Origin of the sequence: Lysinibacillus sp. UBA6686 (assembly GCF_002455205.1) — a bacterium.
Classification (GTDB): domain Bacteria; phylum Bacillota; class Bacilli; order Bacillales_A; family Planococcaceae; genus Lysinibacillus; species Lysinibacillus pakistanensis.
In genome coordinates this window covers 42,736-66,989 of the sequence record NZ_DKJS01000059.1, presented here as the reverse complement: position 1 = coordinate 66,989, position 24,254 = coordinate 42,736, and the positions used below count along the sequence as shown (strand labels likewise).

General features: G+C 37.6%; 23 protein-coding genes and 1 riboswitch. Of the genes, 21 read left to right on the top strand and 2 right to left on the bottom strand.

Annotation, left to right across the window (positions count from 1 at the left end; translation table 11 throughout):
• The first annotated feature begins 566 nt into the window (after positions 1-566).
• The 9 genes from B2R82_RS15560 to spoIIP all read left to right on the top strand — a co-directional run bounded on the left by B2R82_RS15560 (position 567) and on the right by spoIIP (position 9,648).
• Positions 567-989, top strand: a complete 423-nt coding sequence (locus B2R82_RS15560) for an SACOL1771 family peroxiredoxin (RefSeq protein WP_286925785.1) — start codon at positions 567-569, stop codon at positions 987-989.
• A 198-nt stretch (positions 990-1,187) separates the two neighbouring features.
• Positions 1,188-2,861 carry a GNAT family N-acetyltransferase gene (locus B2R82_RS15555; RefSeq protein WP_286925783.1) on the top strand — a complete coding sequence of 558 codons (1,674 nt, stop codon included), beginning with the start codon at positions 1,188-1,190 and terminating at the stop codon, positions 2,859-2,861.
• Complete coding sequence (locus B2R82_RS15550) at positions 2,842-3,588, top strand: hypothetical protein (RefSeq protein ID WP_283869396.1); 747 nt, start codon at positions 2,842-2,844, stop codon at positions 3,586-3,588. The genes B2R82_RS15555 and B2R82_RS15550 overlap by 20 nt, the downstream gene beginning before the upstream one ends.
• A 41-nt stretch (positions 3,589-3,629) precedes the next feature.
• On the top strand, positions 3,630-4,580 hold the full coding sequence (locus B2R82_RS15545; RefSeq protein ID WP_286925781.1) for a polysaccharide deacetylase family protein: 951 nt from the start codon (positions 3,630-3,632) through the stop codon (positions 4,578-4,580).
• 179 nt (positions 4,581-4,759) lie between these two features.
• Complete coding sequence (gene hutI, locus B2R82_RS15540) at positions 4,760-6,031, top strand: imidazolonepropionase (protein WP_286925780.1); 1,272 nt, start codon at positions 4,760-4,762, stop codon at positions 6,029-6,031.
• 1 nt (position 6,032) lies between these two features.
• Entirely contained in the window at positions 6,033-7,022 is a 990-nt protein-coding gene (locus B2R82_RS15535) for an agmatinase family protein (RefSeq protein WP_286925779.1), read from the top strand.
• 193 nt (positions 7,023-7,215) lie between these two features.
• Complete coding sequence (locus B2R82_RS15530; RefSeq protein ID WP_286925778.1) at positions 7,216-8,103, top strand: 5'-3' exonuclease; 888 nt, start codon at positions 7,216-7,218, stop codon at positions 8,101-8,103.
• Positions 8,104-8,225: 122 nt separating this feature from the next.
• A complete protein-coding gene (locus B2R82_RS15525; RefSeq protein ID WP_286925777.1) occupies positions 8,226-8,765 on the top strand; it encodes an RNA polymerase sigma factor in 540 nt (179 codons plus the stop codon).
• Positions 8,755-9,648, top strand: coding sequence for a stage II sporulation protein P (gene spoIIP / locus B2R82_RS15520; RefSeq protein WP_286925776.1), 894 nt, complete (start codon positions 8,755-8,757; stop codon positions 9,646-9,648). Before B2R82_RS15525 ends, spoIIP begins: the two co-directional genes overlap by 11 nt.
• 31 nt (positions 9,649-9,679) lie before the next feature.
• On the opposite strand, the gene B2R82_RS15515 is transcribed toward spoIIP, so the two are convergent.
• Complete coding sequence (locus B2R82_RS15515; RefSeq protein WP_286925775.1) at positions 9,680-10,186, bottom strand: C39 family peptidase; 507 nt, start codon at positions 10,184-10,186, stop codon at positions 9,680-9,682.
• 224 nt (positions 10,187-10,410) lie between these two features.
• Positions 10,411-10,728, bottom strand: a complete 318-nt coding sequence (locus B2R82_RS15510) for a thioredoxin family protein (RefSeq protein WP_283869390.1) — start codon at positions 10,726-10,728, stop codon at positions 10,411-10,413.
• A 388-nt stretch (positions 10,729-11,116) separates the two neighbouring features.
• Between B2R82_RS15510 and B2R82_RS15505 the strand changes: the two genes are divergently transcribed.
• The 12 genes from B2R82_RS15505 (at position 11,117) to B2R82_RS15450 (ending at position 24,252) form a co-directional block, all read left to right on the top strand.
• A complete protein-coding gene (locus tag B2R82_RS15505) occupies positions 11,117-13,501 on the top strand; it encodes a 3-hydroxyacyl-CoA dehydrogenase/enoyl-CoA hydratase family protein (protein ID WP_286925774.1) in 2,385 nt (794 codons plus the stop codon).
• Between the two features lie 48 nt (positions 13,502-13,549).
• Positions 13,550-14,722, top strand: coding sequence for an acetyl-CoA C-acetyltransferase (locus B2R82_RS15500; RefSeq protein WP_286925773.1), 1,173 nt, complete (start codon positions 13,550-13,552; stop codon positions 14,720-14,722).
• A 242-nt stretch (positions 14,723-14,964) separates the two neighbouring features.
• Positions 14,965-16,749 (top strand): acyl-CoA dehydrogenase family protein, encoded by a 1,785-nt coding sequence (locus B2R82_RS15495; protein WP_286925772.1) that lies wholly within the window; start codon positions 14,965-14,967, stop codon positions 16,747-16,749.
• A gap of 286 nt (positions 16,750-17,035) precedes the next feature.
• Complete coding sequence (locus B2R82_RS15490; RefSeq protein ID WP_286925771.1) at positions 17,036-17,392, top strand: arsenate reductase family protein; 357 nt, start codon at positions 17,036-17,038, stop codon at positions 17,390-17,392.
• Positions 17,393-17,473: 81 nt separating this feature from the next.
• Positions 17,474-17,854, top strand: a complete 381-nt coding sequence (gene gcvH, locus B2R82_RS15485; RefSeq protein WP_054770484.1) for a glycine cleavage system protein GcvH — start codon at positions 17,474-17,476, stop codon at positions 17,852-17,854.
• 162 nt (positions 17,855-18,016) lie between these two features.
• Positions 18,017-18,358 carry a hypothetical protein gene (locus B2R82_RS15480; RefSeq protein WP_283869385.1) on the top strand — a complete coding sequence of 114 codons (342 nt, stop codon included), beginning with the start codon at positions 18,017-18,019 and terminating at the stop codon, positions 18,356-18,358.
• Between the two features lie 14 nt (positions 18,359-18,372).
• The gene (locus B2R82_RS15475) at positions 18,373-18,684 is read left to right on the top strand and encodes a thioredoxin family protein (protein WP_286925770.1); all 312 of its coding nucleotides are present in this window, start codon (positions 18,373-18,375) and stop codon (positions 18,682-18,684) included.
• Between the two features lie 56 nt (positions 18,685-18,740).
• Positions 18,741-18,844: riboswitch (SAM riboswitch) on the top strand.
• An 83-nt stretch (positions 18,845-18,927) separates the two neighbouring features.
• The gene (locus tag B2R82_RS15470) at positions 18,928-19,956 is read left to right on the top strand and encodes a methionine ABC transporter ATP-binding protein (protein WP_286925826.1); all 1,029 of its coding nucleotides are present in this window, start codon (positions 18,928-18,930) and stop codon (positions 19,954-19,956) included.
• On the top strand, positions 19,946-20,614 hold the full coding sequence (locus B2R82_RS15465; protein WP_054770486.1) for a methionine ABC transporter permease: 669 nt from the start codon (positions 19,946-19,948) through the stop codon (positions 20,612-20,614). Before B2R82_RS15470 ends, B2R82_RS15465 begins: the two co-directional genes overlap by 11 nt.
• Before the next feature lie 61 nt (positions 20,615-20,675).
• Positions 20,676-21,536 (top strand): MetQ/NlpA family ABC transporter substrate-binding protein, encoded by an 861-nt coding sequence (locus B2R82_RS15460; RefSeq protein ID WP_286925769.1) that lies wholly within the window; start codon positions 20,676-20,678, stop codon positions 21,534-21,536.
• 244 nt (positions 21,537-21,780) lie between these two features.
• Positions 21,781-22,614, top strand: coding sequence for an amidase (locus tag B2R82_RS15455; protein ID WP_286925768.1), 834 nt, complete (start codon positions 21,781-21,783; stop codon positions 22,612-22,614).
• 741 nt (positions 22,615-23,355) lie between these two features.
• On the top strand, positions 23,356-24,252 hold the full coding sequence (locus tag B2R82_RS15450) for a response regulator (RefSeq protein ID WP_286925767.1): 897 nt from the start codon (positions 23,356-23,358) through the stop codon (positions 24,250-24,252).
• Positions 24,253-24,254 lie beyond the last annotated feature (2 nt).

Below are 24,254 nucleotides of genomic sequence, written 5' to 3'. Positions count from 1 at the left end.
GACTCGCTCGGTTGCCCGAGAACCCCGCTCGGCTGAGAGAAAGACTCGCTCGGTTGCCCAAGAATCCCGCTCGGCTAAGAGGAAGAATCGCTCGGTTGCCCGAGAATCCCGCTCGGTTGGCGGAGAACCCCGCTCGGTTGAAAGGAAGAATCGCTCGGCTGGCAGAGAACCCTGCTCGGCTGAGAGTAAGAATCGCACGGTTGCCCGAGAATCCCGCTCGGCTGGCAGAGAAAATTCCTCGGTTGAAAGGTAGAGGCGCTCGGTTGGCGGAGAACCCACTCGGTTGAGAGGAAGACCCGCTCTATTGGTAGAGAAAATTGCTCGACTGAAAAGGAAGACCCGCTCGGTTGGCGGAGAACCCTGCTGGCTGAAAGGAAGACTCGCTCGGTTGCCCGAGACCCCGCTCGGCAGTGAGAAAAAAGCGCTCGATTGGCCAAGAACCTCTCTCGTGGCGTTAAAACTAGGTAACCACTCTGTGAGAAAATCTGTTAAGCTAAACTGCAAAGATAGTATATGAACACACGCATCATTCAAAGGAGGTTTTTAGGATTCAACATGTATTTCATATGGAGTTAAAATGGTCAGAGGGAAGAAATGGGCTAGGGGAAATTGCTGCAGCTAACCTACACACGAGTATTTCTATTCCTCGGGAAATGAATGGGCCAGGTGTTGGCACAAATCCTGATGAAATGCTATTGGGTGCCGCAGCTACGTGTTATTTAATTACATTAGCTGCCTTACTAGAAAATTCAAAGATAGAGGTGTTAGATCTATCTATGCAGGCTGAGGGGTTTGTCGATGTTACCAATGGTGTTTTTACCTATGAAAAAATTGTCCATAGGCCAAGTATGAGGGTACAGAACTGCTCTGAACGTGAGTTAAAAAGAATTTATCGCTTAGCCGAAAAGGCGGAACAGACGTGTATGATCAGCAAGGCATTGAAGGGTAATGTTCAAATTGAATGCTATGTACAGATTTTGCAGGCTTAGCAGTTCAAGACAAAAATAATGATGATCTACGATAAAAGGGTGGGGCTCTCGAGAAGATGTTAATTTTCTTGATAGCCTTCTTTTTTATATTACCTGACAAAAAAAGTTCTAGAAATCATCGCTATGAATATATAGAGTTAAGTGCTAAAAATGCAGTTGAATAGGCTGTCTCTAAGTTTGTTAAGAAAGGTGATTGATGTGCAATTAATTCGCATTAGAACTGATGATGAGCTTATGTGGTACAAAAATTTGTGGGATGACATCTTAGCGAATGAAGGCAATGATAATCCATTTATTGAGTTTGCCTGGTTTTATAACTGGTGGCAAACTATGGGGCGAAAAGAGCGTGTGGAGCTTTATGCAGTTGAAAATGATGGTCAAATTATTGCCTTTTTTCCATTTACGATTCGACTTCGTTGGGGAATACGAATTTATGCATTTGCAGGCGAAAATAGCGCCAATTACTCTGGGCTTGTAGCACAAAAAGAGTCCATGCTGTCTGCGACGACCTTTGTTTTTGATCAGCTTATAAAAAAGCATAAGCATCTACTATTTTCATTTCATGGTTTACTCGAAAGCAAGGTTTCTACGAAAATATTAGAGCAATATTTTGTAGAAAGGCAACTACCTCCAAGTATTTTTCGAGTAGTAACCCCGTATATTGACTTTCACGATATAGACTTCCATATCCATTTTCATCAATGTAGTAAAAAACACGATATGAATTATCGAGAAAGAATGCTACGAAATGTAGGATCTTTAATAAAGATAACCCCCTCTCAGGACGAGCTTTCGGAAATGTTTAAAATATTGGATAGACGATGGACTAAACGGTTAGATACAAGTGCTTATCGAAAAGGAAAAAAGCGAGATTTTCTAGAGCGTCTAATGCTTCTTAAAGGTGAATCCCTGCAAGTAAAAATAGACGCATTAGTCTTTGAAAATCAATGGATTGCCTTTACCTATGGAGTTTGCTGTCGTGGGCGATATGTGACGTATGCCCTTGCCTATGAACCAATGTTTAAAATATTTGGAGCCAGTCGACTAGTGAATCAGGAGAATATTAAACGAGCCTTCTCTGAAAACTACCACTTGTTTGACATGGGTACAGGCTATGAACCATATAAACTTGACTGGCGCTCTAACATTGACTTTACAAGACAAATGCTTGTCAGCAGTGGGACGAGGCGGGCAAAGATTTTGGCATTTATGTATACATTGAAAGCACAACTAAAGGAATATGTAACAAAGAATCAGCGCCTTGTTAAATGGAGCCGTGACACGTTAGAGCAATTACGATACTTAGTAAAGTATGGAAAAGTCAAAGATTGGCTAGAATATGGACAACTATTCGTAGAAAAGTTTATACGTTTTAAGCAAGTGAATATATATGAATTATCCCCATCAGAAAGTGTACCGCCACAACGACCTGTAGGAAATTTGTTTGAGAAAATGTCCACACAAGAGGCGATGCAGCTTAATCAGGAGGAAATCATTACTCTACTTTATAAGGGATATACCGTATATAAAGATTCCTTTGCAAAAACGATTCAGCCTGCGTTTGCCTTACATACGTCCAAGTTGTATGTAGATACATTGCAAATAATTGAGACTTTGCCAGAGCAGACTTATTTTTTAAGCTATGATGTTTATAAAAATATCGATATAATTACAGCTTTTTTTCAAAAAATCAAACCTACACAAACACTCTGGGTAACAGCAAACTTTTGGCAATGGCGTAAGCAGAAACGCTTGATGAAGCTAGGCTATAAACCTATTTCTCGAATGAAACATTTCAAATGTGCTCGTTTTCAACGAACGCATGTAGAAAAAAACACAGAGAGTGGGGGCGATGTTCATTCTGTCCATTAAAAGTAAGCGATGGAATATCGCAATGCAGCATTTTTACTTTGTAGAAAAGCCAGCGAATGTTCGAAAATCAATGAAGGTAATTGGCTATACACATTCACTTGTTCCGAGTCGAAAGCTTGTGAAAAGTGAGACAGTTCATATCCATCTTACAGAAAGTGCGCTGTCATTGTATCTTGCATTATCAGAAAGTAACCGCAAAATACTTCGTCGTGCTCAAAAAGAAGCCTATCAAGTTTTTATTTATAAGGAGCCATCTGAAGAAAATTTACGAGCCTTTCAGCAGTTTTATAATAATTTTGCCAAAAGAAAAAAACTTGAATCCATTAGTAAATCTCAAATGGAAGCCATTATGCTGTTAAATAATCAGGGAGCTTTATGGTTGTCTGAGATTCGAAGCATTTGTGGACAAACTCTATGCTATAGGCTTGATATTGTACATGCTAAAAAAGCAATGTCCTATTATGTTGCCACTTGTCATTCGCAAACGACACTTGATTATTTAAAACGACCTATCCGTTATGCTAATCACTTTCTACTATGGCATAACTTATTGCATTTAAAGGAGCAAGGATTTGTTTTATACGATATGGGGAGACTCATGGATGATCAAAATATTCGTGAATTTAAGTTAAGCTTTGGTGGACAAGTAGTCAATGTTTATTCGGGCTACATTGCTCATTCCAAAATTAGTGCACTTTTACTGGGCGTGCAAAAATGGAGGAAGTAGCAAACGAACTAAATCACGGGGGTCTCGTGATATCATTGGATTTGAAGTTAAATTGGAGTGTCCATGATACATTTAGATATGGGCGCTACAGCAAAAATATGAATGGTGTACGTCAGGCATTACCTAAGATTTTAGCGTTATTTGAACAATATGGCATTCATGCAACTTGGGCAACTGTTGGGTTATTATTTGCAGAGTCAAAAGAGGAAATGGCTCATTATTTAAGAGGGATCCCTGTGAAATATAACAATATGCGCTATGCGGCTCATATGCAGCTTGCCAAGGTTGGAGAAAATGAAGAACAGGATCTTTTACATTTTGGTAAATCCTTAATCGAGAGAATTAAAAGTACACCTCATCAGGAGATTGGAAGCCATACATTTTCTCATTTTTATTGTTTAGAAAAGGGTCAAACGGAAGCCGATTTTCGCTCCGATTTACATGCTACTGCAATGATTTGCGAGGAGTTGACTGGACCTATGAAGTCGATTGTCTTTCCACGGAATCAGATAAATAAAGCCTATTTTGCAGCATGTCGTGAAGTGGGATTAATATGCTATCGAGGGAATGAAAATCATCCAGTGTATAGCACTCAGAATACAGGCCACACAATAAGGGTCAAAAAATGGTTGGATAGTTATATGAATATAACAGGAAATCATTTGGTAACAATGGAGGAAATGCAAAAGGATACATTAATTAATGTTCACTCAAGTGCATTCTTAAGACCATATTGTGGCCCTTTACGTTTTTTAGAGGGCTTAAAAATGAAACGTATTAAAGAGGCCATGCATGAAGCTGCGATAACAAAGACATTTTATCACTTATGGTGGCATCCGCATAATTTTAGCAAGAAATTAGGGAAAAACTTAGCCATCCTTGAAGAAATCTTACAGTATTATCAAGAGCTATCTCAAAAATATAATTTTCAAAGTTATGCCATGTACGAGGTAGCAGAGCTTTGTCATCAATTATCTAAACAGAAAAAATAGCAAACTAGAAAATGCTCTAGTTTGCGTTTTTTTGTTTTATTTTAATAATAGAAGTTCTAGCCGCGGAGTGACAATTTTTAAAAAATAAAGGGAAAATACAGGAGTATGCCGAAAATGTAATTACTTATGATACTAAAAAATATTGAAAAAGCTCGAAGTATTAATAGGGGGATAAAAGAATGACAGAAAGACAGCAGAGGCCAATTTGGATTCAAAATATTTCGCAATTAGTGACACTTGCTAGTGAAAAAAAAGGGCCGCGTATACGTGAGGAAATGAAAGAGTTAGGTATTATTGAAGGCGGAAGTGTCTGGATTGAAGATGGCGTTATTCATGATATAGGGACAACACGTGAAATGATTTTGAAGTATTTATCACGAGCAGAGGAAGCGGACATTGTAGATGCTACAGGAAAAATTGTAACGCCTGGTTTGATTGATCCACATACGCATGTTGTTTTTGGTGGCAGTCGAGAGCATGAATTTGAAATGCGTTTAGAAGGTGCCAGTTATATGGACATTATGAATGCTGGTGGCGGAATACATGCGACAACTAGAAAAATACGAGCACTGTCCGAAGAGCATATTTTCAATCAAACAACGAGACGATTAGATTTATTTTTACAGCATGGTGTGACGACGCTTGAAAGTAAAAGTGGCTATGGATTGGATTTGGACAATGAGCTAAAGCAATTGCGCGTGATGCGAAAGTTGCATGAAAAACATCCAATAGATATTGTGCAAACCTTTATGGGTGCCCACGCTGTACCAGAGGAGTACCGGGGTAATCCAGAGCACTATATCAAACTTGTCATAGACCAGATGATTCCTGCAGTGGTGGAGGAAGATTTAGCTAAATTTATCGATGTCTTTTGTGAGGTTGATGTGTTTACCCCTGAGCAATCAGAGCGTATTTTAGTAGCAGGTAAGAACAAGGGACTTATTCCGAAAATCCATGCTGATGAAATTGCAGAAAACCAGGGGGCATTTGTAGCGGCAAAGGTAGGAGCAATCTCAGCTGAGCATTTATTGAAAGTATCGGATGAGGGGATTCAAGCGCTTGCAAATTCAGGTGTCATAGCATGTTTATTACCAACAACAGCATTATATCTTGGCGAAAAGCCAGCCCGCGCAAGAGATTTAATTGACGCAGGTGTGCCTGTAGCTATTTCTACGGATTGCAATCCTGGGTCATCTCCTACTATTTCAATGCCGCTTGTGATGAACCTAGCATGCATTATGATGAAAATGACACCTGCGGAAACTCTGTGTGCTGCGACATATCATGCTGCTTGTGCTCTTCAAATTGAAGACCGAGTGGGTTCTATTGAAGTGGGAAAACAAGCAGATTTAGTACTATGGGATGTACATAATCACCAAAAATTACATTATATTTTTGGAGTCAATCATGTGAAAAAAGTTTGGAAAAAAGGTGTAAAGGTGGTCGGTTAATATGTTTATTCAACCAGAATGTCAATGGAAGCAGGAAAAAGGCTCAGCTATGCATCAATGGATTAAGCAAAAGGAGAATCCGCATCCGAATGACGTAGATATTATCATATATGGAGCTTTATTATCGTATGCAAGTGATCCCTCGAAAAAGGCCCAATACCCAACAGCATTTAGAAAGGTATGGCCAAGCTTTCAATCCTATAATTTAGATGAGCAAGTCGATTTACGTTCATTGGCAGTTGTAGATGTCGGAGATGTAGCCATTCAACCAACAGATAGAATGCTTTCTGAATCGGCTATCGAGGCAGCAGCAGAAAATTTAAGTACAGCCTATCCAAAAAGCTTTACCTGTCTTCTAGGTGGGGATCATACTGTTACAGGTTGCTCGCTCAGAGGAATTAAGAATGCATTCCCACAGGAACGAATTGGCATTATTCAAATTGATACACATTTGGATGCTCGTAATCAAGAGGAAATGGGCTTAGCGATGGATTCCCCAATCCAGAAGCTGATAGCTGCAGGCACTGTAGAGGGGAGACATATCTATAATGTCGGATTACATGGCTTTTTTAATTCGCCTGAAATGATTCACTATGCAAAAGACCAAGGAATTCATATGATTACGTTAAAGCAAATGCGTCGTGATGGCATTCAGCTAACAATTCGTGAAATGCTACGTCAGCTGATGTATCAGGTAGATCGTATTTATGTATCCGTCGATTTAGATGCGTTAGATATTACGTTCGCACCAGATGTCCCAGCAGCAACGCCAGGAGGATTAACAGCCTATGAATTATTTGATATTTTAAAGCTCATTGGTGAAAATGAAGGTGTTCGTCATATTGACTTTATTTACGCAGATCCAAAGGAAGGCGACCTACGTTCAGAAACAGTAAAGATGGGCGTAACCGCATTTCTACAATGGCTAACAGGTATTAAATTGGATCATCGTAATCGTCTAACTACAAAAACGAAAGCCTTGATTAGGTAGTGATATGATGAATTATTTACAATAAAATTTTAATCAAGCCTAGCATTAATCTCTCAGAGGATGTCACTGCTAATCCAGACACAATATTTATGCTGGAGCATAATTGATAATAGTTTGCTATAATAGAACAATGTTAATAATTAAGTGATGGATAAATACAATCATTGTATTGTTATAGAGGGGACTATTTATAATGACAACGAAACCGAAATTACTGATAGTTGATGGCATGGCTCTTTTATTCCGTTCATTCTTTGCCTCGGCTGCAATGGGGCATTATATTCGTCTTGCAGATGGTACGCCGACTAATGGTGCCCAAGGATTTGTGCGTCATGTACTAACCGCACAATCTATTATGCGACCAACGCATCTTGCTGTTTGTTGGGATATGGGCGCACATACATTTCGCAATGAATTATTTGATGGCTATAAGGCTAATCGACCAGCACCACCAGATGAAATGCTACCACAATTTGATATGGCGAAAAATTTATCCCAACAAATCGGCTGGAAAAATTTTGGTGTTAAAGGGATGGAGGCTGACGATTTAATTGGCTCAATGATTACGAAATGGCAGGATGAGGCTGACATTACCGTAATTAGTGGGGATAAGGATTTACTGCAGCTTTTAAGACCATCAACAGAAATTGCTTTTACGAAAAAAGGCTATACCGAGTATGACATATATACAGATGCACGCTTTAAAGAGGAGTATGGCATTGAGCCAATTCAATTTGCACAGGTTAAGGCATTTATGGGGGATACGAGTGATGGGTACCCAGGCGTTAAAGGCATTGGACCAAAGCAGGCACTTACACTTATTCAAACATATGGCTCCATTGAAAATTTACTGACATCATTAGATGAATTAAAGCCAGGTCAACGGACGAAAATTCAAGAAAATGTAGACATGCTAAAGCTATCACACGAGCTTGCAACAATTCAAACAAATATACCAATTGATGCAGAATTCTCTCATCTCATAGTACCAAGCTATGAGCCGCAATTGTTTAAAGAAATTGAGGAACGTGGTTTTACACTAATAGCCAAGCAGGCACGTTCATTGTATACACTAATTTAAAAAACACCATGGTTATCAAACGCAGAGTATAGAATTATGCTCTGCTTTTTTTAATGAAAATTTTTGTAACCTTTTACGAATCTCAAACGAATTATAGATGAATAAGTAAAGGAGGGGAAAGGTTGGTTGATTCGAATAACTTGGAATCAAGAATCGTTGAAATTTACAATTTGTATTATTTAGACGTGTACAGATTTCTTGTTTGCTTTTCGGGAAATCAAAATGATGCGGAGGATTTAACGCAGGAAGTATTTATTCGGGTGTTAAAAAGCTTAACAAATTTTAATGGCAAGTATAATTTAAAAACATGGATTTTTTCAATCGCAAAACATGTTGCAGTTGATCATTATCGAAAAAAACGGTTTGTCTCTTTATTTAAAGATGTTTTTTTTAATCAATTGTCCTCGAATGAAAAGAAGCCAGATGAGGTATTTGAGGTAACGGAATTAAAGCGATGTATACATGAGGCCATTGCAAAATTAAAACCTAATTACAGGGCGGTAATGATTCTTCGAGGCATTTCTGAATGCTCTATTAAAGAAACCTCCGATATTCTACAATGTAGTGAAGCTAAAGTGAAAGTTGATTATCACAGAGCTTTAAAAGAGTTGAAAAGAAAACTGAATATTGATATAGAGGGGGTTTTGACAAATGCAAAATGATAAAGAGATATTTGATCTGTTAAAAGATATGTACCCTCAGCATCCAAGCAAAAAATTTGTTGCTTTGACTGAAAACACACTTAGACAACAAGCGCGAAGTATGAATAAAAAAAGAATAATAACAAGATTCTCTGTTATGACAAGTGTTTTTTTAGTTTGTTCATTTATTTTTTCGTGGTTAATTTTATATAGCGAAGATAGCAAGGTTTCAATAAATGGTTATGGAGCAGCATCGTCTAATGCAATAGACGAAAAAGAGCCTGTCGTATATATTTATCATTCACATAATACAGAATCATTTATTCCAGAACTTCAAACAGAAAAACCTAATCAGATGTTTAGTCATACTAAAAATGTAACATTGGTTGGAAAAGAGTTAAGTAAAGTATTGGAAAAATTGCAAATTAAAGCAATTCATGACGAAACAGATATAGCTGGAATCTTAAAACGAAAAGGCTTACCATTTTCAGATTCGTATAAAGTATCAAGGGAAAATTTACAACAAGCATTAGCTGAACATAATAGTATACGTATGATTTTTGATATACATCGAGATTCTCTGAAAAGACAGGATTCAACGATTGAAATTAAAGGGGAAAATTATGCAAGAATTCAATTTACCGTATCAAAAACAAGCGAAAACTATGAAGTGAACAAAAAATTTGCAACACAGCTTCATAAGCAACTGGAGGAACTATATCCAGGACTTTCGAGGGGGGTAGAAGAAAAGGAAGTAACTCCTGAAAATACTTATAATCAAGAGCTTCATGATAATTCTATTTTATTAAATATTGGAAGTATAGAAAATACGCTGGAAGAGACGTATAGAACAACTGATATTTTTGCCCAAGTTGTAAAAAATTATCTTGAGGGGAGGAATTAAGAGCATATCTAAACAAAGCAGGCAAGCTAGCTCAAAAAATAGGCGTGATTTTTATAAAGCTCAATACTTTCTCATTATCCTTAAATAAAGCTGTTCGGATTTTACTTTCGCGATTAGGCCCACCATTATCGTGGAAAATTAACAACAGCTCATCATCTCGTATTTCATAGCCAATAAGAGGTACCCAGTGATAGGCAAAGGCGGATTTTTTATCTCGCCAATTCAGGCTGAAATAACGATCAAAGCGTATGGCTACAGGACGGCCTGCATCAATTTCCTGTAGTGCCTCCTTTAATGAACAATTACGGATATCCCATGTTGGATGGAGACGACGAAGATTACGAATGAGGCGCCATTTAAATAACCCAATCTTCGTACCACCAAGGAGTTTATAAAGCGCATTTATCGAAGGAGCTGACTCGTCTAAATAGTTTAAAATTACATGTACAGTTGTAGGTCCACACGCAGAATTTCGATAGTTTGGCAAAATGCTTGCATCGTATTGTGATTTTCCATGTATGGATAGTTGTTGGCGCATCATTTTCTCCTTTGTGACAAGAGCCACATTTCAAAAGAAATGTAGCTCTTGTAATATTTTGTGTCTGTTCCTTGCGGCTTTTGCTTTCCAGACAATTATACAATTTTTAGTCTAGCTAATTATTGCTGTGAAGATAAGAAATCTGTAACTTGTGGCTGACGCTTCGCTTTCGCCACAGATCAGTAGCTATTTTATGTCAATTATACAATTTTTTAGCCAGCTAATTATTGCTGTGTAGATAAGAAATCCGTTACTTGCTGAGGTGTTTTTGCATTAGCACTATGTAAGTGTGCTAATTTTTCACCATTTTGGAAAATTAGTAAGCTTGGAATACCCATAACATCATATTTGTCAGCAATTTCTGGTAGCTCATCACGGTTCAGCTCGTACCAATCATATTGGCTGTATTCTTCAATAATTGGATCGATGAACATATTCATACGTGTACAATCAGGGCACCAGCCAGCATAGAACTTCACAAGTACCTTTTGGTCACCAGAGATCAGTTCATTAAATTGTTCAGCAGTAGTAATTGTTTTCATTAGTATTTCACTCTCCTTGCTTTCCATTCTACACATTTTTCACGTATCCTGAAAGTTTTCTGTTTGGGATAATTGATAGCTACTTACTGTCCTGTTTTTGCTCGTAAAAAACAAAAAAAGTTGTATATTGCAAAAATAAATGAAGAAAAAAGATTGCTAATTTAGACAAAATAATCTACACTAAAAACAGAAAAAGTAGTTTTATCTTCATTTAGTATTGATAATCGCTGAATGAAGATAGGCCTTAGTTGTATGTCACAGATGTTAGGCTGGATTAAGCTAGTCATACATAAAATCTGGACAAAAATACACGAAGGCAAACTTGATATTTTTTTGGCCAAAAAATGAATGGCTATTCATTCAATGGGAGAATAAGGGGGAATTGCTTGTGACTTACAATATTAAAAAAGCAGCTGTTCTAGGTTCAGGTGTTATGGGCTCTGGTATTGCTGCACATTTAGCAAACATCGGTATTCCAACACTATTATTAGACATTGCACCGAAGGAACTAACAGCAGAAGAAGAGGCAAAGGGCCTTTCTCTAGAACATCCTGCTGTAAGAAATCGTATTGTTAATGGGGCGCTTCAAAAGTTAGTAAAGCAAAAACCAGCACCACTTACTTCTAAGAAAAATTTATCACTACTAACGGTCGGTAACTTTGAGGATGATTTAGGGAAGTTAAAAGATGTGGATTGGATTATTGAAGTTGTCGTTGAAAATTTAGCAATTAAGCAAAGTCTTTATGAAAAAATCGACGCTGTCAGAACATCAGGAACAATTGTTAGTTCAAACACTTCTGGTATTAGCATTAATGCAATGGCTGAAGGGCGCTCAGAAGATTTTCAAAAGCATTTCTTGGGTACTCACTTCTTCAACCCGCCACGCTATTTAAAATTACTTGAAGTCATTCCAGCTAATACAACAGCACCAGAGGTTGTAAGCTTTATGAAAACATTTGGCGAGGATGTGCTTGGAAAAGGTGTGGTGCTTGCCAAGGATACACCAAACTTTATTGCCAATCGTATTGGAACGTACGGCTTACTTATCACTTTACAAGAAATGGTGAAGGGGAATTATTCAGTGGGTGAGGTGGATTCTGTAACGGGTCCATTAATCGGTCGTCCCAAATCGGCAACCTTCCGTACTTTAGATGTTGTTGGCTTAGACACATTTATCCATGTAGCGAAAAATGTTTATGATCAAACTACTGGTGAAGAACAGCAAGTATTTGCAGTACCAGAATTCCTACAGAAAATGGTGGAAAATGGCTGGCTAGGTGCAAAATCTGGTCAAGGTTTCTTCTTAAAACAAGGGAAAGAAATACTTGAAATTGATCCAAACACATTAGAATATAGCCCAGTTAAAAAATTAAAAACACCTTCTATTGAAATGGCAAAACAAACGCGTGGTCTAGCTAATAAGGTAAAAGCTTTAACATATGCTAAAGATCGTACAGGAGAATTACTATGGGGTATCTTCGCTCCAACACTCATATACTCTGCACAGCTACATGGCGAAATCGCTGATGATATCGTAGCAATTGATAATGCCATGAAATGGGGCTTCGGCTGGCAACAAGGTCCATTTGAAATATGGGATGCGCTTGGCGTGAAAGATTCCGTAGCAAAAATGGAGGCTGAGGGTCGTGAAGTACCTGCTTTTGTGAAAGAAATGTTAGCAAATGGCTTTGACACTTTCTATACAGAAATTGATGGTGACTTAGCGTACTACAATGGTTCCGATTATGTAAAGGTACCAGTGAATGAAAAGGAAATAAACGTAAAAAGCTATAAGAAAAAGCATGGTGTTATTAAATCAAACACAGGTGCTAGCTTAATAGACTTAGGTGATGGCATTGCCTTACTTGAGTTCCATTCCCAATCGAATGCTATTGGTTTAGATATTATCCAAATGATTAATTTTGCGGTGGATGAAGTGGAGGCCAACTATAAGGGCTTAGTCATCGGTAATCAAGGGAAAAACTTCTGTGTTGGTGCAAATCTAGGCATGATTTTAGTAGAGGCACAGGATGATAATATTTTTGAGCTAGATTTCGTGATTAAAGCTTTCCAAGATGCGATGCAAAAAATTAAATACTCTCGTAAGCCTGTTGTCGCAGCACCGTTTGCCATGACACTTGGTGGTGGAGCAGAGGTATGCTTACCAGCTGCACATATTCAGGCAACAATGGAAACCTATATGGGATTAGTAGAAGTGGGCGTTGGCTTAATTCCTGGAGGAGGCGGCAATAAAGCACTCTATCAAAAATTCCTTAAAGGTTTACCAAATGGTGTTGAGATAGACTATCAACATATTGCTAATAAAGTATTTGAAACGATTGCGATGGCAAAAGTTTCAACATCTGGTGAAGAAGCACGTGAGAATAACTTCTTAGACTTTGCTGATGGGATTTCTGTTAATCCAGATCACCAACTATATGATGCAAAACAAGCTGCACTAGCGCTATATGAGGCAGGCTATCAACCACCTGTACCTGCGAAAGTTCCCGTAGTCGGTGCGTCAGGTTACGGTACGCTATTAATTGGTGCGCAAGGATTGTTTGAATCCGGCTATATTAGTGAACACGATTTAAAAATCGCTAAAAAATTAGCGTATGTCATTGCTGGTGGGAAAGTTCCATATGGTACTTTAGTCGATGAACAATATCTATTAAACCTAGAGCGTGAGGCATTCCTAAGCTTGGTTGCAGATCCTCTTTCTCAGCAAAGAATGCAGCACATGCTGTTAAAAGGGAAACCACTACGTAACTAATAAAAGAATTAGTCAAATCTTGCACATGAAACAAAGGGGGATTATACGATGCGTGAAGCCGTTATTGTAGCAGGAGCACGAACTCCAATTGGAAAAGCAAAAAAAGGTTCTTTAGCAACAGTGAGACCAGATGACTTTGGTGCCATAGTTGTCAAAGAAACATTAAAAAGAGCTGGCTATGAAGGGCCAATTGATGATTTGATTTTAGGTTGTGCTATGCCAGAAGCTGAGCAGGGGATGAATGTAGCACGCAGTATTGGCGCACTTGCAGGATTACCAGATACAACACCAGCACTAACTATTAATAGATTCTGTTCATCAGGCTTACAAGCAATTGCCTATGCAGCAGAACGAATTATGCTAGGTCATTCAAAGGCGATACTTGCTGGTGGCGTTGAGTCAATGAGTATGGTGCCAATGGTGGGGAATACGCCACGCTTAAATCCGACTTTAGCTGAAACAGCTCCTCAATATTATATGGGTATGGGTCATACGGCTGAGGAAGTAGCACGTCAATACAATGTTAGTCGAGAGGATCAAGATGCCTTTGCTGTTCGTTCACATGCGCTTGCAGAAAAGGCGATTAAAGAAGGAAAGTTCAATGATGAGATTGTTCCAGTAGAGGTGGAGCAGCATTTCGTGGATGCTAACAATAAACCACAAGTGAAGAAATTCACATTTAGTATGGATGAGGGTGTACGTCCAGGTACATCTGTTGAAGGTTTAGCAAAGCTACGTCCAGCCTTCCATGTAAAAGGTAGTGTGACAGCTGGTAATGCCTCTCAAACATCTGATGGAGCAGCTGCTGTCCTAGTGATGGATCGGGAGGAGGCTGACAAGCAGGGTCTGACGCCAATGGCAAAATTCCTAGGCTTTGCAGTTGGGGGTGTACCTCCTGAAGTAATGGGTATTGGGCCAATCGTGGCAGTGCCCAAAGCGTTAGAAATTGCAGGATTATCAATAGATGATATCGATTTATGGGAAATAAATGAAGCATTTGCCTCGCAATCTTTACAGGTTGTACGTCATTTAGGCATCGACCAAGAAAAAGTAAATGTGAATGGTGGTGCCATTGCATTAGGTCACCCACTTGGCGCAACAGGAGCTATTTTAACATTAAAGCTTATTCATGAATTGAAGCGTCAAGGTAAGAAATATGGAGTTGTGACAATGTGTATTGGCGGCGGCATGGGGGCTGCAGGCGTATTTGAAATTCTATAATTTTTCGCTAGATAAGCTTGAGGTGTACTGTTTACGGTTGCCTCCGAACATTGTATATTTCAAGCTTTTCTATATATTTTCGTCAATTTATGACTGCTAATCGAGAAAAGGCCCAGCGGATGTCACAGATTTTGAAAAGGAGCTTTTCGAGCAAGCTTGGAAAGTCTGAACGCAATTATGCTGGGGTGTAGCTGATTAGGGGATTAAATAATCAAAATAGATATATGTGGGAGGAATTAATCATGACAGAAAAAACAACGGATTTTATTAAAGGCGGCGGATTTCTTGTTGAAGATGTGGAATTAGATCGTGTGTTTACACCTGAAGATTTCTCAGATGAGCATAAAATGATTGCAAAAACGACAGAAGAATATGTAACAAATGAAGTGCTACCAGTTGTTGAAAACTTAGAGCATCATGAATTTGAGCATTCAGTTCGTCTTCTAAAGAGTGCTGGTGAGCTAGGTTTACTAGGTGCTGATGTACCTGAGGAATATGAGGGCTTAGGATTAGACAAAGTATCCTCTGCCTTAATCGCAGAAAAAATGTCAGTAGCGGGTGGTTTCTCAATTACGCATGGTGCACATGTGGGTATTGGTTCATTACCAATTGTACTGTTTGGTAATGAAGAGCAGAAGCAAAAATACTTACCAAAGCTAGCATCAGGTGAATTAATTGCTGCCTATGCATTAACAGAGCCAGGTTCTGGTTCAGACGCATTAGGGGCAAAAACAACTGCAAAATTAAATGATGCAGGTACACATTATATTCTAAATGGTGAAAAGCAATGGATTACAAACGCAGGCTTTGCAGATGTATTTGTCGTGTACGCTAAAATCGATGGCGATAAATTCTCTGCATTTATCGTAGAACGTGCATTCAATGGCGTGTCAGTGGGACCTGAAGAGAAGAAAATGGGGATTAAATCTTCATCCACTCGTACATTAGTGTTAGAAGATGCAGAAGTGCCTGTAGAAAATTTATTAGGTGAAATTGGCCGTGGGCATGTAATTGCCTTTAATATTTTAAATATTGGTCGTTATAAGCTAGGCGTTGGTACAATTGGTGGATCTAAGCGTGCATTAGAGCTAGCGATTCAATATACAAACCAACGTCAGCAATTTAAAACAAAGCTGTCTGATTTCAATTTAACAAAAGAAAAATTATCAACAATGGCTTCTCAATTATATGCGTCTGAGTCATTAAACTACCGTACTGTAGGCTTATTTGAGGATCGCTTAAGTCAGTTAAACCCTGAGGAGCAAAAGCAAGGAACGGTAATTGCCGGTGCTATTGCTGAGTATGCGATTGAATGCTCGATTGCCAAAGTGTTTGGTTCAGAAACATTAGATTATATCGCAGATGAAGCGGTGCAATTACATGGTGGCTACGGCTTTATGGCTGAATATGAGGTAGAGCGAATTTATCGCGATTCTCGTATTAACCGAATCTTTGAAGGAACAAATGAAATTAACCGTATGATTGTACCAGGTACATTTATGAAGAAGGCATTAAAGGGTGAGCTACCACTATTACAAGTAGCCCAAAATTTACAGCAGGAGCTGCTTATGCTGATGCCTGAAGATATAGGCACAGAGCCACTAGCACAAGAAAAATACCTTGTGAAAAATGCAAAGAAAATTGCAGTTTTAGCAGCGGGATTAGCAGCACAACGCTTTGGTCCGAAGCTTGATCAGGAGCAAGAGGTATTGGTAAATATTGCGAATATCGCAAACCAATTATTCGCTATGGAATCAGCTGTCTTACGTACAGAAAAAGCGATTGCTCGTGATGGTGCTGAAAAAGCTCATCAAAAATTATTGTACACACAAATCTTCTGTCAAGAAGCATTTGCAGAAATTGAAAAAGAGGCAAAAGATACAATTCTTGCTTCAGCTGACGGAGATGCAGCGCGCATGACGTTATCTGCACTACGTAAGCTAACACGCAATAATCCTTACAACTTAATCGCGAAGAAACGTGAAGCCTCTGTTAAGTTGATTGACGCAGAAAAATATGTAGTGTAAATAAATCAAACAGCCCAGCTATCTGTAATAGGATAGCTGGGCTGTTTGTGGGTGAGAAGGATAGATTTGCAAAAGCAACTGATAGAAACAGTTAAGTGAAGGATAGAATTAAGAATGTGACGGATAGAATTAAGAAAGAAATGGATAGACTGTAGTAGAGGCCTGGGATTGGTGTGAGACTGAGAATTGTTTCATTTTGGTTTGTATGGTTATGATGGTATACTACAGAAAATAAGGAAGACACAGAAAATCAGTGTCCTCAAAAAGAAAGTAGAGGAGCCTTTCGATGACGATTCAATTTATCCAATATCCAAAATGTACAACTTGTAAGAAAGCTCAAAAATGGCTAAATGACAACGATATAACTTATGAAGAGGTACACATTGTAGAACAGCCACCTTCAAAGGACGAATTAACAAAGTTATGGCAAGCAAGTGGACTACCTCTTAAAAAGTTTTTTAATACGTCTGGCATGAAGTATCGTGAGCTTGGTTTGAAGGATAAACTTGCCGATATGACCGATGAGGAGCAGCTTGAGCTACTTGCTTCTGATGGTATGTTAATCAAACGTCCAATCGTTACTGATGGAAAAAAAGTAACGTTAGGGTTTAAAGAATCTGATTTTGAGCAAGCTTGGAAATAGCCGTAAATATCCTTGTTTTTATAGGAGAAGTATGGCACACTGAAAGTGAATATATTACATATTTATGGAGGGGTTTTTTGCATGAGCACACCTAAAGACTTACGATACTCTGAAGAACATGAATGGGTAAAAGTAGAAGATGGAAAAGTACGTATTGGTATTACACACTTCGCGCAATCTGAATTAGGAGATATCGTTTTTGTTGAGCTTCCACAAGTTGGCGATGAAATCAAAACAGACGATCCATTCGGTAGCGTAGAATCAGTAAAAACTGTTTCTGAATTATATGCGCCAATTTCAGGTACTGTAGTTGAAGTAAATGCAGATTTAGAAGATAGCCCAGAATTCGTTAATGAATCACCATATGAAAAAGCTTGGATGATCGTTGTTGAGCCTGCTGATGCATCAGAAGTAGAAAAGCTTATGACAGCAGAGCAATACGAAGAAATGGTCGCTGAATAAGACAAGCCCTAATAGAAAAACGTCGGCATTCACCGACGTTTTTTATTATCTTCATGGTTGGGGAGATAGTCGCTTCCAATGGGTGTCTAACATTACCATCGTTGACACTTAATTGATATAATGACTATAAGGAAAAGGGATATGTCTAATGGGGGTGGCGTGATGTTCGAGGGAAAATGCTTAATTGTTGAAGGCCGTTCGGATAAGCTTCAAATTGAACCTATTTTAAGTGAAGATGTCACAATACTTTGTACGAATGGTACAATTGGTGTGCATCAATTAGAAGTGCTGCTTGATCCATATGAGGGCTGTGAGCTTTATACATTTTTTGATGCAGATCCATCAGGGGATAAGCTACGGGCATTAATGGACAGACATTATCCAGAGGCAGAGCATTTACGTACAATGCCAACGTATAAAGAAGTTGAGACAACTCCGAGAAAGGTATTAGCAATGATATTGTTGCGAGCACATTTCTCAATCCATAATCAATATATTTTGTAAGGTTGCGTGAAAAAATGGAAGAATGGTCAAAAGAGCAGTGGGTCGCGGCTGTCCAGTCGGGGAAAAGAGCTGCCTTTTATTTATATACACCTATGTGTGGTACATGTGCAGTTGCATCGAAAATGATGATGATCGTTGAGCAATTACTGCCAAAGCTTCAAATCGGCAAAGCAAATTTAAATTTTGTTGAAGAGATTGCCTTAGATTACGAAATCGAAAGTGTACCATGTTTACTCGTCTGTGATGGCGGAAAAGTGACAGAAAAAGTCTATGCTTTTCAATCCGTACCGTTTTTATACGAATTGTTAAAAAAATCAATTGACTGAAGTTTGCTAGCGTGGTAAAGTAACAAATATATTACTAAAACATTGAATATATCGAACTCTTATGAAGAGTGGCGGAGGGAAGTGCCCTATGAAGCCCGGCAACCATCACAACGTGAAAAGGTGCCAAATCACCCAAAGATTTATCTTTGAAAGATGAGAGAACGGTTGAGCGTATAAATACGTGACCCCTTCTACTTGTCTGTGAGTGAAGGGGTTTTCTATATGAGAAAAGGAGTATTCGCTATGATCCAGCTTCAAAATATTACGAAAAAATACAAAACCGCAAATGGCGAATTAATAGCAGTCAAAGACGTAAACCTTTCCATAAATAAAGGTGAAATATTTGGCATTATCGGCTATAGTGGTGCTGGTAAAAGTACAATGATTCGTTTATTGAACGGTTTAGAAAAGCCAACATCTGGTACGGTGATGGTTAACAATCAAGAGTTTTCATCTATTAAGGGGCAAAAGCTTAGAGATGCAAGACAAAAGGTAAGTATGATTTTCCAGCACTTTAATCTACTATGGTCTAGAACCGTTGAAGAAAATATCGCTTTTCCACTAGAAATCGCAGGTGTTTCAAAGGCTCAGCGTGATGCACGTGTGAAGGAATTGATTACTCTTGTTGGTTTAGATGGACGTGATCAGGCGTATCCATCACAGCTATCAGGCGGTCAAAAGCAGCGTGTCGGCATTGCTCGAGCACTTGCTAATAATCCAGAGGTTTTATTATGTGATGAGGCAACCTCAGCACTTGACCCAGAGACTACCGATGCAATCCTGGATTTACTTGTAGATATTAACGAACGTTTAGGATTAACTATTGTGTTAATCACACATGAAATGCACGTTATCCGTAAAATCTGCCATCGTGTAGCAGTAATGGAGGCAGGCGAAATAGTAGAACGTGGTGAGGTATTACAAGTATTCCAGGCACCTCAAGCTGCTATTACGAAAAAATTTGTATCACAAATTACAGATACGAAGGAAACGCAGGAGACGGTTGCACAAATAAAAGCAAATTATCCAACTGGACAACTTGTTAAGCTAATTTTTGTGGGAGAAAAAACAGAGCAGCCCGTTATTTCACACCTCGTCAAGCACTTTGATGTAGAAGTTAGTATTGTGCACGGTAATATCTCTCAAACAAAAAATGGTGCTTACGGTACGCTTATTGTGCAAATTGATGGAACCGAGTCAAATGTGGCTGATGCACTAGGTTACTTAAATACAGTTGAAGTACAAACGGAGGTGATTGCAAATGCTAACTAATCTCTTTCCGAATGTCGACTGGGAGCGAATGTGGGCAGCTACCTATGAAACACTGTATATGACAGCTATTTCAACCGTAGTAACATTCATCCTTGGCTTATTAATTGGAATCGTATTATTTTTAACAAGTCCCCATCAACTATGGGCTAATAAAATTGTTAATTTCTTAACAGGTTCACTCGTAAATATTTTCCGTTCGATTCCATTTATCGTGTTAATTATTTTATTAATTCCATTTACAAAATTTTTGCTTGGCACAATCCGTGGAGCCAATGCTGCGTTGCCAGCACTAATTATTGGTGCAGCACCATTCTATGCACGTATGGTATTGATTGCATTACGTGAAATTGATAGAGGGGTAATCGAGGCAGCGCGTTCAATGGGTGCTAAAACATCTACTATTATATGGAAAGTGTTAATTCCAGAATCATTACCTGCGCTTATTTCAGGTATTACTGTAACAGCTGTAGCGCTTGTTGGTTATACAGCAATGGCAGGAATTATTGGTGCCGGCGGGTTAGGAAACTTAGCCTTCTTGGATGGCTTCCAGCGTAATCGCTCAGATGTGACATTAATGGCAACTATTCTAATCTTAGTAGTCGTATTTATTATTCAATGGATAGGCGATATGATTACAGCTAAAACAGATAAACGTTAAAGGTTATTTCGGTTTTCTGCCGTTAACATACTTTGAACAAAATAAAAGGGAGTGTAATAAAATGAAGAAGCTATTAACAGGATTATTCTTATCAGTATTAGTGCTAGCTTTAGCGGCTTGCGGTGCTGGTAAAAAAGACGATGCAAGCTCAGGTGCATCAACAGAAGATAAAACAGATAGTAAAGAAAATGTGACATTAACTGTAGGTGCCTCTAATACACCACACGCAGTAATTTTAGAAAAAGCAAAACCTATTTTAGCAAAAGAAGGTATTGATCTTAAAATTGAAACGTATACAGATTATGTATTACCAAACCAAGATTTAGCATCAAAAGACCTTGATGCTAACTATTTCCAACATATTCCTTATTTTGATTTACAAATTAAAGATAATGGCTATGATTTCGTCAATGCTGGTAGCATTCATATTGAGCCAATCGGTATCTACTCTAAAAAATATAAATCTCTTGAGGATCTACCAAAGGGCGCAACAATTTTACTTTCTAGCTCAGTTTCAGACCACGGTCGTATGCTTTCATTATTAGAAGCTAAGGGCTTAATTAAATTAAAAGATGGTGTTGATAAAACAGCAGCAGAAATCAAGGATATCGCAGAAAATCCTAAAAACTTTAAATTCGATGCAAATACAGCACCTGAAATGCTTGTGCAAATGTATGAAAATAATGAAGGTGATGCAGTTCTTATTAACTCTAACTATGCAATCGACAACGGCTTAAACCCAATTGAAGATGCTATTGCTCTTGAAGAGAGTGAAAAGTCTCCATACCTTAATATTATAGCTGTACGTGCTGGTGATGAAACAAAACCAGAAATTAAAAAATTAGTAGAAGTATTAACTTCTAAAGAAATCCAAGACTTCATGCTTGAAGAATGGAAAGGTGCAGTTCTACCAGTTAAATAATTTATTGTAATAAAATAAACTGTTAAATAGTACAAACCAAGGTTTGTACTATTTTTTTGTAAAAATTGAGTTAGGTTAAACAGGTATTTAAGAAAAAAACCCTACTTTATGAAGAAAAATTATAAAATGAAATATATCCCTATTTATAAAAATTTTCGATATGGTATAACTAGTTTGTAGAAAGGAGTTGTGTAAAATTATTAAAAGTCGAAGTTTTAAGTTAGTGATCATATGCATTTTATTTATGTCACTTAATAGTACAATTATAAAGGCGGATAATATTACAGAAGATGAACGTTCTACATGGATTTGGAATCCGTGGATACTTGTAGATAACGAAATTAATACCTTGGAGTTTTTAGAAACTAAACAAATAAACAAGGTTTATTTACAAATTGATTATGAAATATCTAAAAAAGTTTATCAAAGCTTTATTGAAAAGGCTACAGCTAAAGACATCCAGATATACGCACTAGCTGGAGAAAGCTATTGGATTACCGAGAATGGAATTGAATATCAAAATCAACTTATGGATTGGTTAGAGCACTATCAACATGAAGCAACAGATGTACAACGTTTTTTAGGGATACATTTAGATATTGAGCCCTATGATACAACTCTTTGGACTACAAAACAAACAACTGCGATTCAGACCTATCAACAATTAGTTGTGCAAGCAAAAAAGAAAGCACAGTCGTTCAATTTACCACTACAATTAGATATACCCTTTTGGTATGATGAGATTTCATACGACACTAAATATGGTAATGGTATTTTATCTGAATGGTTAATTGACCATTCGGATGGTGTGACGATAATGGCTTATCGAGATAATTCACAGGAAATTATAAAAATCGCGAAAAATGAAATCGAATATGCCAAACAAATGAATAAAAAAGTTGTTGTAGGTGTTGAAACTTTGAAGTCAAAAGAGGGAGACTCTGTTAGCTTCTCAGAAGAAGGAGAAGCATATATGAATCGGCAGTTGAGCAAAGTTCAAGAATATTTTTCTAAAAAAACGAGCTTTAAAGGTATTGCAATCCACCATCTGGAAAGTTGGATGGAGATGCGACCATAGGCGAGAAGCCATTCAAATGACTTAGAAAACCTGTAAGTAGCAAAAAGGGCATTTTCCCATTTTCCCCCATTGTCATCATAAAGTAAAGAATCTGCAAATTTTCTCCGTTTTATATGAGAAAACAGCAGATTTTTTCTATTTGTATTCCTGCCTTGAATCTTCATCTTGTTTAGAATTTGTTCAGTTCATATTGTTATATTCTTATAAAAGGATTTGAATATGATATACTGTGAAACATTTATGAAGTTTCTAACAACATTGTGTAAAAAAATTCCTACATTTATCTTATTTCTCGAAAATGTATGTTAAAATAGAAAAATAATCCAATATAAAGTGGGATAGTTATCCATTTTTATCTTCTTTTGGTAGATGTTTTTTTCTTTGAAAGTATAACATCAGCCGTAAAATAACTCGTACCTCTTAAACCACGAAGTTTCTATTAATAGTTACACTCATGCACGATAAACGCCCAAATAAGTATGTACATTTTGATTACCTATGTGTATTACAACTTTACATGGAGTAGCAAGTAAGATAATCTAGTACAGTTGATTTAGCTGGATTTTGATTGCCTAAACATTCATGTGCTTGTATAGAGAAGTAGTTAATAAGCAAAAGTGCACATATTTAACAACATATTAATAGGTAATATAATGAAAAATTACTGAATAACAGCTATTTCCTACGATAATTCCACAGTGCAAACAAATATCATATTGAAAAATATTAGAGGAGCATAGGATGGACACTTTAATTAAAACGACACAAAAAGTGGATATATTGAAAGAAAGTGATATTCCCCCATTTTTTGATGTGTTAAAGGCAAATATTATTCGTTCACATATGGAATTAACAGTTATTTTTTTAAAAGCAACTGTATCGAATTCCCAGAAAAATAGTATGATTGAAGATTTAGAAGAACAAATTGCTCATTTTCTTGTATCCGAAGTTCGAAATACCGATATGCTTTTTAGGTTAGAGGGATGTTTACGGTGGGGAATTTTGTTAACACAAAATGGTGAGGAGGAGGGAAATGCGTTTTTAAATCGAATTTTTCAACTCGTAAAAAGTAAGGATTCCCCTTTTAAAATCGATTTAGCTTTTACATTGCAGGGAATCATTGCAGAGGTTAAAAATGATCAAGTAATGTTTGAGGATCTAATTGGTAAACAATTTGATGTTTTTAGTCAACTAACAGAACCTTGGGAAATTGAAAAAGTAACGAGTTTTAAGACGCAGCCAATTGAAAGAGTGAAAGTTAGTATTTTAGAGGAAAATGTTATTTTTGGCGAAGTATTAGAATTAACAGTTCAAAAAATGGTAGTGGATCATTTTCAACTAGAAACAAAAGTTTTTTCAGATGGACATGAATTTTTACAGTCGGATTGGTATTTATCTGGACATACGCATATTGTCATTATGAATGATATTTTGCCCCGTAAAAATGGTCTCAATGTCTTGCATACATTAAGGCAAATGGCTAATCAAAAGAAATTTATTATTTATATGATGACTAATAGGAAGTCTCAGGGAGATATGATCTATGCATACGAAAGTGGCGTTGATGAGTATTTAATTAAGCCATTTGATTTAAATCTATTTCAAGCACAATTAAAACGAACATTTGCGAGGTTATGATT

What these genes read in the sequence shown, in the direction of transcription:
- B2R82_RS15560 (WP_286925785.1), top strand. Translation starts at nt 567, where the DNA reads ATGGAGTTAAAATGGTCAGAGGGAAGAAATGGGCTAGGGGAAATTGCT.
- B2R82_RS15550 (WP_283869396.1), top strand. Translation starts at nt 2,842, where the DNA reads ATGTTCATTCTGTCCATTAAAAGTAAGCGATGGAATATCGCAATGCAG.
- hutI (WP_286925780.1), top strand. Translation starts at nt 4,760, where the DNA reads ATGACAGAAAGACAGCAGAGGCCAATTTGGATTCAAAATATTTCGCAA.
- B2R82_RS15535 (WP_286925779.1), top strand. Translation starts at nt 6,033, where the DNA reads ATGTTTATTCAACCAGAATGTCAATGGAAGCAGGAAAAAGGCTCAGCT.
- B2R82_RS15530 (WP_286925778.1), top strand. Translation starts at nt 7,216, where the DNA reads ATGACAACGAAACCGAAATTACTGATAGTTGATGGCATGGCTCTTTTA.
- spoIIP (WP_286925776.1), top strand. Translation starts at nt 8,755, where the DNA reads ATGCAAAATGATAAAGAGATATTTGATCTGTTAAAAGATATGTACCCT.
- B2R82_RS15515 (WP_286925775.1), bottom strand. Translation starts at nt 10,186, where the DNA reads ATGCGCCAACAACTATCCATACATGGAAAATCACAATACGATGCAAGC.
- B2R82_RS15510 (WP_283869390.1), bottom strand. Translation starts at nt 10,728, where the DNA reads ATGAAAACAATTACTACTGCTGAACAATTTAATGAACTGATCTCTGGT.
- B2R82_RS15500 (WP_286925773.1), top strand. Translation starts at nt 13,550, where the DNA reads ATGCGTGAAGCCGTTATTGTAGCAGGAGCACGAACTCCAATTGGAAAA.
- B2R82_RS15495 (WP_286925772.1), top strand. Translation starts at nt 14,965, where the DNA reads ATGACAGAAAAAACAACGGATTTTATTAAAGGCGGCGGATTTCTTGTT.
- B2R82_RS15490 (WP_286925771.1), top strand. Translation starts at nt 17,036, where the DNA reads ATGACGATTCAATTTATCCAATATCCAAAATGTACAACTTGTAAGAAA.
- gcvH (WP_054770484.1), top strand. Translation starts at nt 17,474, where the DNA reads ATGAGCACACCTAAAGACTTACGATACTCTGAAGAACATGAATGGGTA.
- B2R82_RS15480 (WP_283869385.1), top strand. Translation starts at nt 18,017, where the DNA reads ATGTTCGAGGGAAAATGCTTAATTGTTGAAGGCCGTTCGGATAAGCTT.
- B2R82_RS15475 (WP_286925770.1), top strand. Translation starts at nt 18,373, where the DNA reads ATGGAAGAATGGTCAAAAGAGCAGTGGGTCGCGGCTGTCCAGTCGGGG.
- B2R82_RS15470 (WP_286925826.1), top strand. Translation starts at nt 18,928, where the DNA reads ATGATCCAGCTTCAAAATATTACGAAAAAATACAAAACCGCAAATGGC.
- B2R82_RS15465 (WP_054770486.1), top strand. Translation starts at nt 19,946, where the DNA reads ATGCTAACTAATCTCTTTCCGAATGTCGACTGGGAGCGAATGTGGGCA.
- B2R82_RS15460 (WP_286925769.1), top strand. Translation starts at nt 20,676, where the DNA reads ATGAAGAAGCTATTAACAGGATTATTCTTATCAGTATTAGTGCTAGCT.
- B2R82_RS15455 (WP_286925768.1), top strand. Translation starts at nt 21,781, where the DNA reads ATGTCACTTAATAGTACAATTATAAAGGCGGATAATATTACAGAAGAT.
- B2R82_RS15450 (WP_286925767.1), top strand. Translation starts at nt 23,356, where the DNA reads ATGGACACTTTAATTAAAACGACACAAAAAGTGGATATATTGAAAGAA.